Source organism: Pseudomonas sp. c313, assembly GCF_055407145.1.
Genome location: NZ_JBUZRD010000007.1, coordinates 211234 through 229680 on the forward strand (window position 1 = coordinate 211234; position 18447 = coordinate 229680).

An 18447-nucleotide genomic window follows, 5' to 3' on the forward strand; every position below is an offset into this window, starting at 1 on the left:
GAAACTTTATTTTCATCCCACAACCCTGGCTACTAACAATAAAGATTGACACTTAACAATAAAGATTGACACGCCGTAACATAGATTGACACAAGGCCGAAACCCCCGTATTTACGGGGTTTTCCATTTTTTGGCTGAGCCATCGGTCTAGATTCTCCGCTTCGTTCCGCTCCGGGAGTAGGCTAAAGAGGGCTGTACCATGAACAGGTGGTGGGCGATTTTTTCCTATAACTATTTTTCAGGGCGAGGAGAGGCGGTCCCGGCGGACGAAGGAGGTAGCATTGCGCGGTCGTAGGTTTTCGTCTGAGACAGATATTCAGCGGCATATTTCGAATGGATTCGGTAGCGGAGCTGGTGCCAGTTATCTGCCGTGGCTGCGCGTCCAAGACGTGCCTTCCAGAGGACGCTCCCACAAGATCCAAGGTGTGAAGATCGATCGCCTCCATCACCTCTTTTCCGACCTAGAGCGCGCCTATTTTTTGGTATGTGAATTTTCGGAAAATGTTGTGGATATACGCGAGCAGTATCCATTGCTACCGCGAGAAAGTGCTCAAGCAATCGCGAGCTCTATGGGAGTGCGATACCCGAAGTATCCGAAGACAGTGCTTCCTTACGTTATGACCACGGATTTTTTATTAACGATAAAAAAGCCCGATGGCAGCTTTAAATCCGTAGCCAGAACAATTAAATACCGCACTGACCTCGAAGGCAAAAAAGCCAGGAGGACGTTGGAAAAATTTGAGATCGAAAAGCGTTTCTGGACTGGCCAACACGTTGATTGGGCCATTGTCACTGAAGAAATGTTCAGCCCCGATTTGATCAAGAATTTAGGCTTACTCAGGAAGTTCGCTCAACTGCCGCGCGCCTTGGCAGAGCCATCATTACACACAGATTTTCTGGGGCACTTAGCGAGCTGTCGTCCCTACCCGTGGAGTACTGCTGAATCTCTGCGAAAGATTGCCGCACGTTTATTTATCTCCTATCAAGACTCTCGGGCTTTATATCATCACCTGATATGGGCTAAGTCGATCAAGGTAGATTTGGTTGGTACTCCCATTCAAATGACTGCGCCACTACCAACATTTGAAATCATTGAGAAACCAATGAAAATTTCACTGACGGCGGAGGGCCTATCATGAAAGTCCAAGTCAATGATTGTTTCGAACCGCTTACTGAGTTTTCCGTCGTGCCGGGCTTCGTTAGGGTCTTGTACCTCAATGAGCGATACGATGCGGTCGTTTTGATCCAATTAACGGATCCGCCCCGCCAGCCGATTGGTTTAGGCCTGGAGGAGCTTCGCGGATCCGTCATTGCAGGTGATACGAAGCTAGCCAAGGTCGTTACGCCTGAGTTTCTCTTAGTGTTAGAGGATGACTTGGATGAGAAAAAGAAGCGGGAAAGGGATGAAAAGTGGAACATCATCGCACCCCTGATCGACTCAGATTATCCAGGTCAGATATTCGCTCCTGGTGAGATGGGTCAAATGGTCGGCGCTAGAGCTGTTGAGCTCGGTATACAGCGCAAGAGCATCTATCGACTTCTGTACCGTTACTGGATCAATGGCCAAGTTCGAAATGCGCTCTTGAAAAACTATGCGGGCGTCGGAGTTCCTGAGCGCAAGTATGATCCCGCAAAGCCCCCAGGTAGGAAGCCAAGGTATCAAGGTATTGCCGTTTCACCGACCAAGGTTATCGATGCCGTGGATAAGCGCTGTATCCGTATCGGCTACTCGTTATTTGTCGGGGATAAGACTTCTACGATAACCAACGCCTATGTTGAGATGCTCAGGAGGTTCTATACCGCGAAAGACCTGTCGAAAAATCCAGAATCAGGCGGTCGTTTGCTACCCGAATCGGAAATTCCTTCCTTTAGACAGTTCGATTATTGGGGAAAGCAATATTTCGACGAGGTTGAAACTGAACGTGGCCGTAAGGGAATGCGTAAGTGGCTAAAAGATTGCCGCCCCCTTTCTGGAACCGTCCGTGACTGGCTTCGTGGCCCCTGCCATCAGTTTGAGATCGATGCCACCATTGCGGACATTTATCTCGTGAACGGATACTCCAGGCGAATGCTCATTGGACGGCCGGTTGTGTACGTCGTCATTGATAGCTTTTCCGGCATGATCGTCGGTCTCTACATCGGATTAGAGGGCCCGAGTTTGAACGGAGCCAGGCAAGCGCTTTTCAACGCTTTCACTTCGAAGGTTGAGTTTTGCGCTACCAATGGGGTCACAATCGATTCAGGGGAATGGGCCTGTCATCACCTCCCACATCACATCTACGCTGATCGAGGCGAGATGTTGGGGAAAGCAGCTGAGGGTCTTGCCACTGGCCTGAATATCGAGCTGGGAATCGCTCCGCCTTACCGCCCTGACTGGAAGTCGATGGTTGAGAGCCGGTTCGGTATCCTGAACAACCTGACAGGCATCAGGTGGCTTCCTGGTGGTGTAGCTGCTAGGGAGAAGGAACGTGGCGAGCGAGATTACCGACTCGATGCAACGCTGAGCATTAAAGAGTTCACCAAGATTATCATCCAGTGTGTCCTTCACTATAACCGCTTCAACAGGCAGCCCGACAGGCTCACTCAAGAGATGATGAACGACGGTGTCGATCCGACGCCGTCAGGTATCTGGACTTGGGCATTAGAAAATGGTCATGTCGAACCAAACAATCATCCCGACGAGCTGGTCTATCTCCATTTGCTTCCGCGCGAGCAAGCGACGGTGCAAAAGGGTGGTGTGCTATTCCGAGGGATGCACTATGTCTGTGATGTAGCGATCGAGAACAACTGGTTTGCGAAGGCCCGTAGCCGCGGGGTTTGGTCGATAGAGTGTTGGTATGACCCAAATTCCTCAGCACATATCTGGATTCGGGGAGACAACAAACAGTTCATCCGTTGCGATTTGCGTAAGTCTGATAGCAAGTATGCTGGTTATCGATCCGATGAGATTTTCGATCTGCTCGAAGCTTACCGCCAGACTCCACCGACTCATAAACGCGCTGAGTTGGAGAGTCGGATTTCGCTGCTGGAGGAAGTTAATCAAGTCGTCAGCGGTGCGATCGCTGAGCGAAATGATGAGCCAGCGCCTGCGACCAAAGCTGAGATGATTGGAAATATTCGTGAGAATCGCGCCGTTGAGCGCCTCAAGGAGCGTGAGACCGCCCATGTGCCAGAGGGTGTAAGGATTGAATCGCCTGTGCTCAAGACAGAGATCTCCCAAGATCGCTCAGAAAACTTTGCCGGCCCTCGCAGCGCTCAGGTTATCGATATGCTCAAACGCCTGCGCCCAGGACAAAACTCATGAAAGGCGCCCAAGTTTTCGCAAGCTACACGAAGCAGGCGATAGCGGACTACGCGGGAAATCCACTCATCGAAGCGCTGCCACCGATCTTCTCAGAAGAGGTGGCAATGCAACTAATCTCGAACTTCCCCCGTCCTGTTGATCCAGAAGAGCTGACCCTCGACCGATCGACTCGGGTTCACTGCATCGACCGGTTGAGAACGGTGGTCCAGCCTTTGTTGGTCCACATGGATCTGGAGTCCGTATTTTCATTGCTGGTACGACGTGGGTACGTCGGACGCAACCCGACCTCTCCAGACACTGTCAGACATCTTCACTCACTTTCGGGCGCACAGCGCTACCACGATGGATTTAAGTCCACTGCCGAAACGTTCAGTCTGGTTGGCCTTAGTGGCATTGGAAAGTCCACCGCACTCGAAGCCATTTTGAGTCTCTACCCTCAAACGATTCGCCACGAGCGTTATGAAGGAAAGCAGTTCGTTCATACCCAGATCACCTGGCTCAAGCTTGACTGCCCCCGAGATGGTTCGCTGGCAGGCTTCTGTCAGCAATTTTTCTATGCGGTCGGGCGAGCTTTAGGTGATGAGGATTACTACAAGCGGTATAGGGCTCGGAACATCAATGACTCGTTGCAACAAATGGAACAGGTTGCGAGTACATTTTTCATCGGAGCTTTGCTGATCGACGAACTTCAGAACCTGCACCTCGCGAAAACTGGGGGCAAGGACAACATGCTGAATTTCTTCCTCCATCTAGTGAACAACATCGGAATTCCTGTGGTGTTCATCGGGACAAATTCGATGATCAGCCTATTTTCGGACGTCATGCGCAACGCAAGGCGTTGCTGCGGCGTCGGGGTACTCGAATTTAAACGTTTTGAGAAGGACGATGACGAGTGGCGCATGCTTGTTGAAAACCTCTGGAGCTATCAGTGGTACCAGCAGCCGGTCGAACTGACAGAGGATGTGTTTGATGCGCTGTATGAGCATACACAAGGGGTCACCGACTTTTTGGTGAAGCTTTTGGTGCTCAGTCAAAGGTATGCGATCCAGAGTGGTTCGGAATGCGTTACCGCCGAGACAATTGCGTTGGTGAGCAACACCAAGATGCAGATATTGAAGCCAGCTTTGTCCGCTCTGCGAAGCCGAGATCCGAAACGGATGCGGCAGTTCGATGATTTGCTTCCGATTGAAGACCAACTAAGCGACATGATGGCGTTCGATGGTGTGGCTCGGCCGGAGCGACTGGCATTGCTGCGCAGTGTCATCAGTCGCAGCGACAATAGTGCTACCAAACCTAATGTGGCGGCCGTTAACCAAGTCAAATCGCAGTCACCTGCGGCGGTGGCGGTTGAGACCTCAGAGGCACAGGCGCTAAGTGAAAGTGAAGACTCCATTGAGGCGTTGAAGAGCGCCGGTTGGATAAGCAGTGATCTCTTTGAGTTTTCTCCGTTGTATCGGAAGGGGTGAATTAAGGGTGACGAAATGGGGCTCAAATTCCATTTCTTTCCGGCCGTTTTCCACGATGAGACGCTTCACAGCGTTCTCTCAAGATACGCCCGGCTCTGTGGCGTACGTAGTTGCGCAGCAGTTTTCGATGGAGCGCAGTCCGCGAAATGCTTTTCGCAGAACGTTGCTTTTCCATGTCGACTAGCTGAGCTTGTCGAGGCGCTGCCGTGTGATACAGGCTTATCGCTAGCCGCTGTTATAAAGCGCCATACGCAACTGCCCTACTACGAACCTTTTTTGACCCCGCAACAGGTGGACGACGCCAATATCTTGATGGCGGGAAACGGCAAGGGGTTGATGCTAAGGTTGGGGTTAATCGCGAGCCGACTCGAGTTTGCTTCGAGAGTGCGATTTTGCTTCGACTGTGTCCAACAGGACATGGCCTGTGTGGGAGCAGCGTACTGGCACCGTGTGCATCAGCTTCCAGGCGTTTTGATCTGTCCCCACCATGGAACCCCGTTGAGGTTCCTTGATTACCGCTGGTTGAGCAGAAACTCTCGAAGAATGCATTTACCGGACGATGAGGACGTTCAGTCTCACTCCATTTCGCTAGACATCCCTCAAAATCTACAAAGTGCTCTGCAAGAAATAGCGCAGCGTTCGATGCAGGTGCTTGAGACCGATGTTCCGCCATTATGTCCTGATGCGATTCGCTCGGTGTTTCTGGATAGCGCTATTGCCTTGAAAATGGCTTCCGATACTGGTCGGCTGCACTTAGGCATTTTGGCGCGACACATGTCTGCGTTCTTTGAGGCGCTCCCCTCCTCAGGGGAATACTCGATACTGAGCAAGTCGTCTGCGGATATACCGGCGGCCTGGATTGTGAAGCTTTTGCGTAAGCCGAGGGGCACCCATCATCCGCTGAAATTCATCCTGCTGGCCTGTGCGCTCAAGGTCGATATGGAAAGGATACTGCGGCCAAACGGGCCTATTACCGAGTCGCTTAGTCGAACAGCCAATAGCGAAACTCCTGGTGGACGAGCTGCCAACAGATCTCCAACCAATCGCTCAAGCACCAATGAGTATATGAGTGAGGCATCTGAAACGATCTGGACGCTGGCGCTCATGGGGGCTAACGCTAAGACCATAGCGTCAGAAACAAGGAGCTCGGTTACATGCGTCTACCGAATGATACGCGCGATTTCGTATGGACCTGACCTATGGAAAGAGGCGAGGCTTTCGAAACTGCTGGTTGATAGGAGGAACCGATTTGACGGGGAATACAGAGCTCGCCTAGCTCATGAGTGTCGAGATTATGTGTGGCTTCATCGAAACGATCGGCAATGGCTGTCCGAGCTTACACAAGAGCCAGGAAAAGCCCACAGACCGCGCGGACAGCAGGCAGAAAGATTCAAAGACCTCGACCTTGACCTTGCCAACGAAGTGGTTCAATGCGCTGAAATGTTACGAGCGCTTCCAGGTAAACCTGTCCGCATCTCACGGACAAAAATAGGCAGAGAGCTTCATGTGTTATCTAGGTTTGAAAAGCAGCTCAACAAGCTGCCGCACTGTGCGGCTGCACTGGCAGCCGAATGCGAAACCCTTGATGCATTCCATCGGCGGCGCCTGAGCTGGGCCGAGCGGAAGCTAAAACTTGACGGCAAGCCAATCACTCAATCAGCGCTGTATCGAACAGCGTGTCTCAGAAAACTCCAAATATGAGTGAAGGCACCCTGATCCGCGTATGAATATTGCTCTGTAACGCCGTCGGCACAAGCCTCTATATATATGAGCTGTGCGTGGATTCGATGTGTGAATTTTGACGAGGCGTGCAGTGAAAGTATTTATATGTGTGGTGTATTGTATTTGTAACCGTCCGGCCAGCACCCTCTCCTGACAGCCCTCCAAATTGGCCAAGATAGTGGACACCATTTTTTAGTGGACACTATCTTGGATACAGTTGCCCCAGCCCGTCGAGCCGGTCGCCGCCCCAACTTTCCGCTGGACTTTAAACGCCAAGTCGTCGAGGCCACCTTCCAGCCTGGCGCCTCCGTGTCATTGATCGCTCGCGAACATGACGTCAATGCCAATCTGGTCTTTCGCTGGCGGCAGCAATACCAAGAAGGGCTATTCGGCCCGGTCAGCCAGAGTGCTTCGTTTTTGCCAGTCCAGGTGATCGAGGCGCCAATGGATCTGCCGCCAGTCTTCCAGCCACAGGCAGAGTGTCATTCCGAGATCGCAGTTGAGGTAGGAAAAGCCAAGTTGCGTATCACCGGAGCACCAGACCCGCAGACGCTGCAACTCGTCTTGCAGCAGTTAGTGCGATGATTGCCCCTCCCGCTGGAACCCGTATCTGGATCGCCGCTGGCGTCACGGACATGCGTCGTGGCTTCGACGGTTTGGCGGCCATGGTGCAGACTCAACTGGAAGCCGATCCCTTCTCCGGTCAGATCTTCGCCTTTCGCGGACGGCGTGGTGACCGGATCAAACTGTTGTGGTGGGATGGCGACGGCTTGTGCCTGTTTTGCAAACGGTTGGAGCAAGGACGCTTTGTCTGGCCGCAAGCAACCAGCGGCAGCGTGTCGCTGACGACCGCGCAGTTGTCGATGCTGTTGGAGGGCATTGATTGGCGCCGGCCAATTCGTACAGCACCCGTCCTCGCGGTCTGACTTGCCGCGCTGAAAAAATCCCCAGTAATATTCGGGCATGACCCTCGTGACCGACTCCCTGCCGAATGATCTTCAAGCCTTGAAGGCGCTGATCGCTGCCCAGCACGCAGAGATTGAGCGCTTGAAGATGATGATCGCCAAGCTGCGTCGTACGCAGTTCGGTCGCAGCTCCGAGCAACTGGAAGCGATGATCGACCAGCTCCAGTTGAGCCTTGATGAGCTGCAAATCAGCCAAGCCGAAATGACACCTCCAGTCGAGCCGGCACCTCGCGCAGTTTCGCGCCGTAAACCATTGCCTGAACACCTACCTCGCGAAACCCACGTTCATCAGCCCGAGTCGCAATGCACTGGCTGCGGTGGGACGCTTCGCCATTTAGGTGAGGATGTGTCCGAAGTGCTGGAGTACGTTCCGGCACGTTTCAAAGTCATTCGCCATGTCCGTCCGAAGTGGGTTTGCCGCTGCTGCGAGCACTTCGCCCAGGTGCCGGCACCGAGTCGCCCGATCGCCCGAGGTCTTGCCGGCCCAGGGTTGTTGGCCCATGTGCTGGTCTCGAAGTTTGTCGATCATTTGCCGTTGTATCGGCAGTCCGAGATCTACGCCCGTGAGGGCGTGGAGCTGGAGCGCTCAACCCTGGCCGACTGGGTTGGCCAGAGCAGTCAGTTGCTGCGACCACTGATCAACGCCCTTGAGCACCACGTCATGAGCGGACACAAAGTCCATGCCGACGACACGCCGATTGGCGTGCTCGCGCCGGGCAACGGCAAGACCAAATCGGCGCGCCTGTGGACGTACGTGCGGGACGACCGACCTACGGGGGACGCGACACCGGCGGCGGTCTGGTTTGCCTACTCGCCGGATCGCAAGGGGCAACATCCCCGCGCGCATCTCAAGCGCTTCAGCGGGATCTTGCAGGCGGACGGCTATGCCGGTTTTGCTCAACTATATGCCACGGGCACCATTGAGGAAGCGGCGTGTTGGGCTCACGCCCGGCGCAAGTTTTACGAGGTCTACAAAGACCTGGCTTCACCACTTGCCGCCGAGGCGCTGCAACGGATTGCGGCCCTGTATGCCATCGAAAGCGAGATTCGAGGGCAACCGCCCAACCTGCGAAAAGTGGTTCGGCAAAGCCGAGCCAGTCCGCTGCTGGAACAACTCCACGCGTGGCTCAACCAGACGCTGACTCAACTGTCGAAAAAATCGGCATTGGGCGGTGCGATTCTCTATGCCCTCAATCGGTGGCAGGCCTTGGTGCGCTATTGCGATGACGGGCGAATTGAGATCGACAACAACGCTGCCGAACGCGCGCTACGTGCTGTCGCGCTAGGCAGAAAAAATTATCTGTTCGTCGGTTCCAACGCCGGCGGCGAACGAGCGGCTGCGATTTACAGCCTGGTGGGTTCAGCCAAACTCAACGACCTGAACCCGCAAGCCTATTTGACACACGTGCTGGAGCGCATCGCCGACCACCCGATCAATCGGGTCGACGAACTGCTGCCCTGGAACGTTTCTCTCGCCTCCACGGAACTCTGCGAGGCCGCCTGATCCATGGTCAAAACTGTTCGCTTGCCAAAACCCGAACCTGATTTGTTGCTACTGCACATTGAATTGAAGTGGATCGAACCTGCCATCTGGCGCCGTGTGGCGGTGCCCGAGAACATCACCTTAGGCAAATTGCACGCGGTGATCCAGATCGCAATGGGCTGGCACGATGACCATCTGCATGAGTTTGAAATAGCTGGTGAGAGTTACGGTATTCCCGACTCCGATGGATGGGGGCCTCCCGTGAACTCGGAGACCCGCAAGACTCTGATCAAAGCGTTGAACGGGAAAAGGACATTCCGCTAGGTCTATGACTTTGGCGATGGCTGGGATCACCGGATCAAAGTCGGAAAGAGAAATCCGATGCCCACTCCGTAGGACATTGAGTCGAAATCCAATCACGATGTTCTCATTGGAAGGGTCTGCAACAGATGTCGATTAAGCTCCTGGCCCACGCCGAACGCCTCTTGGACGCTTACGATAGTCAATCCTTGATGCTTGGAGGCCCAATCTTCTGCCGCTGGGATAGATGCGAAGAAATGCACATGGCAACAGAAGGACTGACGAACGTCGGCCGCCTCCTGCGGCAATACCAGTGACACTGCCACGTCGGCAGGTTCAACAGCCTGTATCTCGCTGGGTGAAACCGTAAGCGAAACGGGTGCTCCAGTTGCAGCGCAATGCGACGAGACGCGAGCTGTACGGCCGATTAACGCCGGGAGCATCAGGGTGTCCAGCGCGCACCAGGCATACAGCCGGCGGTTGTCAATTTCCAAGACATGCGACGTCTCGCGCAAGGTGAGGACATAGCCGATGATGTTCCCATCGTTGTCGTATTCGGTACTGGTGGCTTGTTCGAGCACAGCCGCCACTTGCTCAGCGGGCCAGCCAAGAGTCCTGGCAAGCGTAGTTCGCGAAATCGGGCGTCCCTTGGCAAGTTCACCCAGTAGCGCGACCAAGAACTCCGCAAAACCTTTGGGCCGGTTGGTCGGGGTGAGACGTTCGGCGATCTCGGTAATGTAGCGGGCAAATTTCATGGTGCTCTCCATTCATCCAGCGCAGCAGGACAATTGCTTTACGTCCTTGGTGAAAGTCTGCGCCGCGAGCTTCAGGCCCTCGACCATGGTTAGGTAGGGGAACAACTGGTCGGCCAGCTCCTGCACGGTCATGCGGTTGCGAATAGCCAGCACCGCCGTCTGAATCAGCTCGCCCGCTTCCGGGGCCACCGCCTGCACGCCGAGCAACCGACCAGAACCCGCTTCGGCGACCAGCTTGATGAACCCTCGCGTGTCGAAGTTGGCCAGCGCACGCGGCACGTTGTCCAGGCTCAGCGTGCGACTGTCGGTTTCGAGGCCTGCGCGCTGTGCTTCCGCTTCGCTGTAACCGACGGTGGCCACCTGCGGATCGGTGAACACCACCGCCGGCATGGCATCGAGATTAAGCGTAGCTTCGCCGCCGGTCATGTTGATCGCCGCACGGGTGCCAGCCGCCGCCGCGACGTAGACGAACTGCGGCTGGTTGGTGCAGTCGCCGGCTGCATAGATATCCACTGCGCTACTGCGCATGCCCTGATCGATCTGAATGGCGCCGCGTTCATCCAACAGTACACCCGCCGCTTCCAGGTTCAGGCTTTGGGTGTTGGGCGTGCGGCCGGTGGCGACGAACAGTTGGTCGGCGCGCAGTTCACCGTGGTTGGTGGTCAGTACGAATTCGCCGTTGGCGTGGGTCACCTGACTGGCTTGTGTCTGCTCAAGCACGTCGATGCCCTCCATGCGGAAGGCTGCGGTCAGCGCCTCGCCGATGGCCGGATCTTCGCGGAAGAACAGCGAGTTGCGCGCCAGGATGGTGACGCGGCTACCCAGCCGGGCAAAGGCTTGCGCCAGCTCCAAGGCCACCACGGATGAGCCGATCACGGCGAGCCGTTGCGGAATACTGGCGCTGGCCAGTGCCTCCTCCGAGGTCCAATAGGGGGTGTCTTGCAGCCCGCGAATCGGCGGCACGGCCGCACCGGCGCCGGTAGCGATCAGGCAGCGGTCGAACGCGACTTCGCGCCCGCCCCCCTCGACCAGTTCGACGCTGAGCGTGTGGCCGTCCTGGAAGCGAGCGGTGCCACGCAGCACGGTGATGGCTGGTGTGCTCTCCAGAATGCCTTCGTACTTGGCGTGACGCAGTTCGTCGACAAGGCCTTGCTGTTGCGCGAGCAGCCGCTCGCGCAGGACGGTCGGCGGCGTGGCGGGCATTCCGTCATCGAACGGACTCTCGCGGCGCAAATGAGCCACATGCGCGGCGCGAATCATGATTTTCGACGGCACGCAGCCGACGTTGACGCAAGTGCCGCCGATGGTGCCGCGCTCGATCAGAGTGACGCGGGCGCCGGCTTCCACCGCCTTCAAGGCGGCCGCCATTGCCGCACCGCCGCTGCCTATGACTGCAATGTGTAGCGCGTCGCCGTTTTTGCCGACCTCGGTGTCGCTGCGCAACCAGCCCAGCGCCTTATCGAGCTGGCCGGGGCGCGGTTGTAGCGAGGCGACTTCGAACGACGCTTGATACCCAAGGGCCTCGACGGCGGCTTGCATTTGTTCACGGCTGACAGCCGCGTCGGCCGTCATTTCGGCCTTCCCACCGGCGTAGGAGACGTCCGCCCGGTGCACGCCGGAGATTCCCTCCAGAGCATCTCTGACGCGGTCGGCACAGGAGGCGCAGGTCATACCGTGGATTCGCAGTGTGGTCATAGCGTTTACTTCCTCAAATGGGTCTCTTTGCGGCATTACTGTTTTGGCTGTGGTGGGCAGGCACCCGGGGCGCAACGGGGGTGGGCGGGCGACACGAGATCCCAGATCGAGCCCCCAAGCATGAGGGCCAGACCGATATAGAGCAGCCAACCGCTCCGCCAGCCATAAGCCCGCATCAAAAACACCGCAGCCAAGACCAGGACAGGGCCTATCAGGCCGAGTGCAGTTCGCTGCCACTGCCGATGTTTGAGCCAGCCAAGGGAATTGACGAGCAGCGCCAGGGCCGCAAACAAGGGCAGTAGCGTGGTGATGAACAGGCCTTCCCACTGGCTCAAAAAGCCCAGACCGATTGCAGCGCCTAAGCTAGCCAGAGCAGGAAAACACGCGGCGCAGCCTAGGGCTGAAACCAGCACACCGACGGAACTGGCTTTGTCACCGATCCGCGTGAACAGATTGAGAGGATTTCTCATTGGTATTTCCTCCTATTGCTTGATGGTAGATGGATAGCCGGCATCCTCGGTCGCCTTGGTCAGGGCCTCGGAGTTGGTCTTGGCATCGTCGAAGGTCACGATGGCTTCGCGTTTCTCGAAACTCACCTCGGTCTTGGTCACGCCCTCGACCTGGGTCAGCGCTTTCTTGACCGTGATCGGACAGGCGGCGCAGGTCATGCCCGGTACCGACAGGGTGACGGTTTGGATGGCGGCCCACACCGGGGAAACCACGGCAATGAGCGCGAGAGCGGCAAACAGCTTTTTCATGGGAGACTCCTGCCTGATCAGTAAAACAACGGGAGGATGTAGGGGAAACCGAGCGCGACCAGCACGAGTGCCATCACGAGCCAGAAAATGAACTTGTAGGTAGTTCGTACCTGCGGAATTGCGCAGGTCTCACCGGGTTTGCAGGCTTGAGCCGGGCGGAAAATGCGCCGGTAAGCGAAGAACAGCGCCAACAATGCCGCGCCGATGAAAAACGGGCGGTAGGGCTCCAGAACGGTGAGATTACCGATCCAGGCGCCGCTGAAGCCCAGGGCAATTAGCACCAGCGGGCCCAGGCAGCAGGTGGACGCAAGGATCGCCGCCAGACCTCCAGCGAGGAGTGCACCACGGCCCTTTTGTGATTCAGACATGGGTTCAACCTTTCGAATGTTTGATCGATGGGTTAAGGTTATTTCCGTAGTCAGGTACGGAGTCAAGCGGTATGAAAAACACTGCGGAAAGCCTGACCATTGGCGTCTTTGCCAAGGCAGCCGGGGTTAACGTGGAAACCATTCGGTTCTATCAACGCAAAGGGCTGTTGCCCGAACCGGACAAGCCCTACGGCAGCATTCGTCGCTACGGCGAGGCGGATATTGCACGGGTGAAATTCGTGAAGTCCGCACAACGGCTGGGCTTCAGCCTCGATGAAGTGGCCGGACTGTTGCGGCTCGATGACGGTACGCACTGCAATGATGCGCGTGTGCACGCCGAGCAGAAGCTCGAAGACGTGCGGGGGAAACTTGCGGATCTGCGGCGGATCGAGTTGGTCCTGGCGCAGTTGGTTGATGACTGTTGCGCGAGCCACGGGACGGTTAGCTGCCCGCTGATCGATTCGCTGCATGGAATAGATAGCCACGAAAACTTCGCGCCTTAGCCTACGATTTCCCGTTTCATTGCCCCCCTGTTTGTCGGCTTGAACAGGAAAAGAGCGGCGCTCAATGAGCCCCGTTGACTGGCCAAACCTACGGTCTGCTTTTAGCCACGCTCTTACCCTACAGAGCCGAGAGTCCTGATCACTTCGAATGCAAATGATTGGTCAGTTGCAACGCAAATGGGTGGTCAAGTGGGGTGCAATTTCGCAGTTTTTGAGTGTGAGCGCGTCAATCAGCGGTTAAAGGGGATTAAGGTCTGAGATGCAAGGCGGTGTAGTTCGGACGCTTACTTGTATTTTGACTTTGGCGTAAAAACTGCTGTTTTCTAATAAAACAGTTGCTGGCTGTTCGCTACTGTATGGCGTTCATTTTTAAAATCCTTACCCGGGTACACGGTGATATGTGATAAAAGAACACCATCCACAGGACTCGCGTCCTACCAGACCCACGCTAGAAAGTCGGCTACTCATGTCCAGTATTCTGTTTTTCCCAATGTCTATGCCAGACGAGACACTATTATCTCGTATTACGAGATACCATTTTTTGTCCGGAAACAAAACCGAGGCAGAAACTTTCCGTGATCTTTTTGGCGTTGCGCCATTCCAACTATCTATCATACCAAAGCAATTAGAAAACCTTGCTTCTCGATTGCCGGGAGTTAAAGAAGGCAACTTGGCTGAGTTGCTTGAGATTAACACTACGTTCCCAGCCTACAAACCTTTTATAGGATTATCAAAAGAATCCTCTAAGGAATTTGACAAGGTTTTATCTGATGTCGCTCGAGTGCCTAGGAGAGAAGGTACGAGGAATAGCAGAGCTAAAATTTGCTTGGCCTGTGTGCAGGCCGACCTCATAGAGTGTGGCTACGCATATTGGCACCGAGCTCATCATGTACCGGGCGTTACAGCGTGCTGGCGACACGGTGAAGAACTTCTTAAATCTTGCCCTAATTGCTCTCACCCTTTCTATCGTAAAAACCGATTGTTACCGGGGTTGACCGATGATTGTGCTTGCGGGTGGAACGCTGTTAAACCTACGAACCGCTCACTCGCCTCAAATGAAGAGCGCGAGTTTGCAGTTTTTGTAAATGATATTCTGCAACGCAATCTGCCATCGATAGAATATACGGTTTTGGCTGCTTGTTATCGGCGTCAAGCAAAGAAGCAAGGGTTTGTTCATGGGAACCTAATTGGCACAGCTAAATTATTTAGCAGTATTCGTGATAAGTTCAGCGATGAAATTATTTCGAAAATTGATTTGGCATACGCAGCTGGAATTCGAAGTCAATGGATTAGGCTATCGACAACAAGAGGTCAAATTGATATGCCGTTGGCAAGGCATCTTTTAATATCTCTCCATCTTTTTGGATGTGCAGAAAAGTTTGAGAAATGCTTGGCAGAAGAGTCTCTACTTGCTAGCTCGGCAAACCCGACGGTCCGTCTTAAAGAGAAAACTTTGCCAGAACATAAGAAAAAGGCTTATCGAGAAAAAATCTCAATGCTACTTGAAGTGAAGCCAGGCATTGGTATGGACTATCTTTGGGTAAGTGCTTATCAAGTAACCCGTTGGCTCAACGAAAACGATAAGGACTGGTTGTTGAGTAAAATTACAGGGAACTTAATGCAGAAGAGTAGTGTCGAGCCGGTGGTAAATGATGAGGACGAAAAATACGCAACTATTCTTATAGAGGGCGTTGAGAACTTGTACCGCATCACCCAAAAACAGGTGCGAGTAAATATCAGTAACATGCTTGCACTTTTGCCGCGAAAAGTAAGTAGGGAGCGTGCGACTCGTAAGTCTTTCCCATTGCTGTCAGCTCAACTTGAACTTCATCTTGAGTCTCTTTGGCATTTTAGGTTACGGAGATTTATATGGACGATGTCGGAGATCGCGAGGCTTAAGTTACCCCCAAACAACTCCAGCTTGAGATTATTGACAACAGTGCCTCATGTGGCCTGCCAGGCTCTCATAAATCACTTCGAGTGGGATTTAGACAGCATGGTTAAGGACGGCATTAAGGTTGACGTTATGCTTAGAAATACCGGTGTCTCGCGGCAATGGGAAGGGCCACCAGGTTATGATATTCCCATGGGTGGCAATGCATACATGGAGATGATCGCGTCCAATTCAAAGCTCCAGTAGATATTTTTATGGCGTGGCGCAGTTGCTCTGGATCCGGTGATTTTTGTGGCTTATTGCTGGGCGTTGGATGTCATTGTTAATACCGACGCCTATTGCGTATTGATCGGGCATTGGATGTGCACCGATAGCAGCGGTTTACGCATATACGGGATTTATGCCGCAGAAGCAGATATCGCTCACGTACCGCAGACACCGGCATCTATTTTGACGTCGGATTCAAGCATGAGCAATGGCATAAATCAGACCATAGCTAAAGGGCTAAACGTTAGCTTTTGAGCAGATGAGCCAAGTTTTGCGTGCTGTTCATCGGGGTTTAAGTCGGGCGATTTACGGGCAGCTATGCTGACTGGTGTGATTAATCATTCGACTCGATTTATGAAGTGGGTCGGAGGGATGAATGAATCTGGCGGGCCTAGCAGAACTGGTTTCTGGTGGTGAAAAAATACCTGGATGTGAGCTTCCTCATTCAGACGCCGTGGCTCTGATCGGATCTTACTTCCCTGGACGGACCTATTGCCTAGTCGCTGACTGGATAATGGTTGATTTAGTGGTCTCCCCCCGTCAGTTAAAGGTCGTTGTTAGAGGAGGAGTTACTCCTACACTGGTCAACACTTTGTTTGTTCTCCACGATAGCTGAGGACGTTTCCATCGCGCCCGCTGGGTAAGAACCTCATTGGGAGTTTCCTTCACCCACGATTGCCTGTTCGAGACCAAAAATACCGTTTATGTGTTGATGGGACCCGGCCGAAGGGTACAGACGGACCTAGATGTCGCTTTGAGCCTGTACTGAGAGTCACGGACGCGTAATGTGGTATTTATCGACGCTCAATGTTTTGGGCGCCGTCCCACTCAACCATCGCGGTACTGTCTCGGTGCTTACTGAGACATGGCGTTCGTAACAATCGTCCCCAGAACCAGGCCTATAGCGGAGTGGCGACACATGACCATTACCCGGACTATCGTCCAGACAGTCGAGTTCTTGTGTGACCTGTCTTGAGATCAAACCCTCCAAAAATCTGTTCTTCAGTAGGTAAAAGGCCTCCTGCGCATTACCTAGAACCTCGGGTAATCTTTGGGATAGATTCCTTCGAAGAATTGCTTCAAACGAAGGATCTGATCGATCCAGCGTGGGCGGTCCCCGCTCTTCAGCTGTGCTCCAGCGCTGACGGATAAGATTGGAAAAACTTTTCAGACTGAGTCTACGTTAGAGACTATGGTCTGTGACAAGCCTAGATGATGCTGTCCGCGTTTCGACGCTCAGACCCTCGTGCTGATGAATGGCATAGAGTATTATGCTGTATGCATATACAGTTATTGGGTTCGTGCAGCCTTACTGATCACTAGGTGTTGGAGCCCTTAGGTGATATCTGATATCGAGATAAGCCCTGAAGTTTGCTGGGTAAGGTGCTATTTTCAGTGATTCCATATTGATACTATCGGAACGGAATTCGACCTATGATTACGCTGAAAACTGCCATTATTCACAGCTTCAAGAAGCTGGCCAAGACCAGCGTTATCTCCGAGGTGGTCAAGAAGGATGTGGCGCTCGATACTGAAAATCCCGCGTTGCATTTTCTGGTCAATGGTATCCACGGCCTCATCGGCAAAGAAGGCAACAGCGTGGTCTACGGCCAGTTTGCCAATGATGACCGTCAGGGACCGTTTCCAGAGCGCTTCACCGCGTTCGTAGAAGTACAAGATGATGAAGCGCGATTTATCGACTTGACCCACTTGGCAATGGACCAGTTGGTGGAGCAAGCCGGTAATCAAGTCTTATCGACCGGTGGACACATCCTTTGCGCTCAGTACACCGCAGGTGCAACCGACTTTTTCCTGGTCGCCAGCATGAAGGAACGCGGCGGTATACAGCTGGACGAGAACTATGTGCCCAAGGAAATTCAAGAGGTCGATCTCAACAAGGTTCAGCAGGCCGCCAGGATCAATTTAGCGAGTTTCGTGGCCATAAAGGCTATGGCTGCTGCGGCCGCTGCTGCGCCTGAGCAGAATGAAGATGACGCGGAGGATGAAGTGGATTCAACCTACCTGTGCTTCATCAGCCGGGGCCGTGATAGTCAGGCATCCGATTATTTCATCTCTGCACTGGGATGCGCGAAAGGAGTAGCTTCCGGACGCGCTACCAAAAATGCCATTGATAACGTTGCACGGTTTTTTCGCGACAACAAAACGTTAAAAGGCTTTGGTTACAAGGCCAAAGAGGCGGTGATCAAGTATCTGGAGGAGCAGTTGGCCGCAGGCAAATCTGCGCGCTTGGACGCTATCTGCCACGTCGCTGTCGCACACGTACCCGCTGACTTAGTGGATGAAATTGTTGGGCTGAAAGACTATTTGAATAGCGAGAAACATAAGGTGCCAGACGACTTTACGGTCAATGCGAAATCGCTGAAAGAGAAGACCCGTATCAAGGGGGACGCGGCTAACTGGTCGTTGCAATTCGAGCGTGGAGCGTTAGGTAAGGATCCGGCCGCAGACGTTTATTATGATGAGGGACGGAAAAAGTTGACGCTGTCCAATCTGACTGCCGAACTGGTTGGTGTGATCGAGAAAGAACTGCTGGCCAGGGTCGGCTAAGAATGTTTTCTAATGTGGTAGCTCTCTACCGCGCCATTGGAGCGCCCACCATTGAGGACGGAGTCATCCGCTATGAGGGGATGCCAACGCCCGACATTATCGGTGCGTTGCGAATGTGCGATGGCCTGCCCGCAGCCTATGGCAAGTTCGAGCATTGCTCTGAAGAAGCAGACTCTCTCGATATTGAGTTTCGCTTGCCATCGAACGAGTCTGGCCGGTTCTACGCGAACCTAGGCGAGTTTGTCGCTCGCAATGGCTCATTGGGCAAGGGGCAATTCCCGAGCAACGTATACATTGTTGTGTAGTGGTCAACTAATCCCGGACACGACGTTAAGTTTTTTCTCGGCCTGAGCCGGCGTTAGCCCGCCATTAAATTGATGAGGCCGTATCCAGTTGTAG

Annotated in this window: 16 protein-coding genes and 3 pseudogenes; 14 read left to right on the plus strand and 5 right to left on the minus strand. The window is 53.9% G+C overall.

Annotated features, from left to right (window positions below):
• Positions 1-281: 281 nt before the first annotated feature.
• The 9 genes and pseudogenes from ACZRKZ_RS19925 (at position 282) to ACZRKZ_RS19965 (ending at position 9264) form a co-directional block, all read left to right on the plus strand.
• Positions 282-1139, plus strand: coding sequence for a TnsA endonuclease N-terminal domain-containing protein (locus ACZRKZ_RS19925; protein ID WP_032857196.1), 858 nt, complete (start codon positions 282-284; stop codon positions 1137-1139).
• Positions 1136-3304, plus strand: a complete 2169-nt coding sequence (locus tag ACZRKZ_RS19930) for a Mu transposase C-terminal domain-containing protein (RefSeq protein WP_463982517.1) — start codon at positions 1136-1138, stop codon at positions 3302-3304. Before ACZRKZ_RS19925 ends, ACZRKZ_RS19930 begins: the two co-directional genes overlap by 4 nt.
• Positions 3301-4770: an ATP-binding protein gene (locus tag ACZRKZ_RS19935; RefSeq protein ID WP_032857199.1), complete on the plus strand. Its 1470-nt coding sequence runs from the start codon at positions 3301-3303 to the stop codon at positions 4768-4770. The genes ACZRKZ_RS19930 and ACZRKZ_RS19935 overlap by 4 nt, the downstream gene beginning before the upstream one ends.
• 15 nt (positions 4771-4785) lie before the next feature.
• Positions 4786-5259 (plus strand): annotated as a pseudogene (locus ACZRKZ_RS19940) (TniQ family protein); the annotation flags it as partial.
• A 54-nt stretch (positions 5260-5313) separates the two neighbouring features.
• Positions 5314-6471, plus strand: coding sequence for a TnsD family Tn7-like transposition protein (locus ACZRKZ_RS19945; protein WP_306108736.1), 1158 nt, complete (start codon positions 5314-5316; stop codon positions 6469-6471).
• A gap of 309 nt (positions 6472-6780) precedes the next feature.
• Positions 6781-7077, plus strand: a pseudogene (locus ACZRKZ_RS19950) (transposase); the annotation flags it as partial.
• Complete coding sequence (gene tnpB, locus ACZRKZ_RS19955) at positions 7074-7418, plus strand: IS66 family insertion sequence element accessory protein TnpB (protein ID WP_003425037.1); 345 nt, start codon at positions 7074-7076, stop codon at positions 7416-7418. The pseudogene ACZRKZ_RS19950 and the gene tnpB, both read left to right, overlap by 4 nt.
• 37 nt (positions 7419-7455) lie before the next feature.
• On the plus strand, positions 7456-8961 hold the full coding sequence (gene tnpC / locus ACZRKZ_RS19960) for an IS66 family transposase (RefSeq protein WP_003425038.1): 1506 nt from the start codon (positions 7456-7458) through the stop codon (positions 8959-8961).
• A gap of 3 nt (positions 8962-8964) precedes the next feature.
• Complete coding sequence (locus ACZRKZ_RS19965) at positions 8965-9264, plus strand: plasmid pRiA4b ORF-3 family protein (RefSeq protein ID WP_003425039.1); 300 nt, start codon at positions 8965-8967, stop codon at positions 9262-9264.
• A 92-nt stretch (positions 9265-9356) separates the two neighbouring features.
• On the opposite strand, the gene merB is transcribed toward ACZRKZ_RS19965, so the two are convergent.
• From merB to merT, 5 genes are read right to left on the minus strand one after another with little or no spacing between them, the layout of a single operon-like run.
• Positions 9357-9995, minus strand: a complete 639-nt coding sequence (merB, locus tag ACZRKZ_RS19970; RefSeq protein ID WP_003425042.1) for an organomercurial lyase MerB — start codon at positions 9993-9995, stop codon at positions 9357-9359.
• Between the two features lie 12 nt (positions 9996-10007).
• Positions 10008-11690, minus strand: a complete 1683-nt coding sequence (gene merA, locus ACZRKZ_RS19975) for a mercury(II) reductase (RefSeq protein WP_003425044.1) — start codon at positions 11688-11690, stop codon at positions 10008-10010.
• Between the two features lie 35 nt (positions 11691-11725).
• On the minus strand, positions 11726-12160 hold the full coding sequence (merC, locus tag ACZRKZ_RS19980) for an organomercurial transporter MerC (protein ID WP_003425046.1): 435 nt from the start codon (positions 12158-12160) through the stop codon (positions 11726-11728).
• Positions 12161-12172: 12 nt separating this feature from the next.
• Positions 12173-12448: a mercury resistance system periplasmic binding protein MerP gene (merP, locus tag ACZRKZ_RS19985; RefSeq protein ID WP_003425048.1), complete on the minus strand. Its 276-nt coding sequence runs from the start codon at positions 12446-12448 to the stop codon at positions 12173-12175.
• A gap of 17 nt (positions 12449-12465) precedes the next feature.
• Entirely contained in the window at positions 12466-12816 is a 351-nt protein-coding gene (gene merT, locus ACZRKZ_RS19990; protein ID WP_003425049.1) for a mercuric ion transporter MerT, read from the minus strand.
• A 71-nt stretch (positions 12817-12887) separates the two neighbouring features.
• Here merT and merR point away from each other — a divergent pair, with 71 nt between their 5' ends.
• The 5 genes and pseudogenes from merR (at position 12888) to ACZRKZ_RS20015 (ending at position 18353) form a co-directional block, all read left to right on the plus strand.
• Positions 12888-13319 carry an Hg(II)-responsive transcriptional regulator gene (merR, locus tag ACZRKZ_RS19995; RefSeq protein ID WP_003425050.1) on the plus strand — a complete coding sequence of 144 codons (432 nt, stop codon included), beginning with the start codon at positions 12888-12890 and terminating at the stop codon, positions 13317-13319.
• A 466-nt stretch (positions 13320-13785) separates the two neighbouring features.
• Positions 13786-15459 carry a TniQ family protein gene (locus ACZRKZ_RS20000; RefSeq protein ID WP_080761983.1) on the plus strand — a complete coding sequence of 558 codons (1674 nt, stop codon included), beginning with the start codon at positions 13786-13788 and terminating at the stop codon, positions 15457-15459.
• Between the two features lie 397 nt (positions 15460-15856).
• Positions 15857-16249, plus strand: a pseudogene (locus ACZRKZ_RS20005) (DUF6957 family protein).
• A 665-nt stretch (positions 16250-16914) separates the two neighbouring features.
• Positions 16915-18048: a nucleoid-associated protein gene (locus tag ACZRKZ_RS20010; protein WP_034152178.1), complete on the plus strand. Its 1134-nt coding sequence runs from the start codon at positions 16915-16917 to the stop codon at positions 18046-18048.
• Between the two features lie 2 nt (positions 18049-18050).
• On the plus strand, positions 18051-18353 hold the full coding sequence (locus ACZRKZ_RS20015) for a hypothetical protein (RefSeq protein ID WP_463982518.1): 303 nt from the start codon (positions 18051-18053) through the stop codon (positions 18351-18353).
• The last annotated feature ends 94 nt before the right edge of the window (positions 18354-18447 follow it).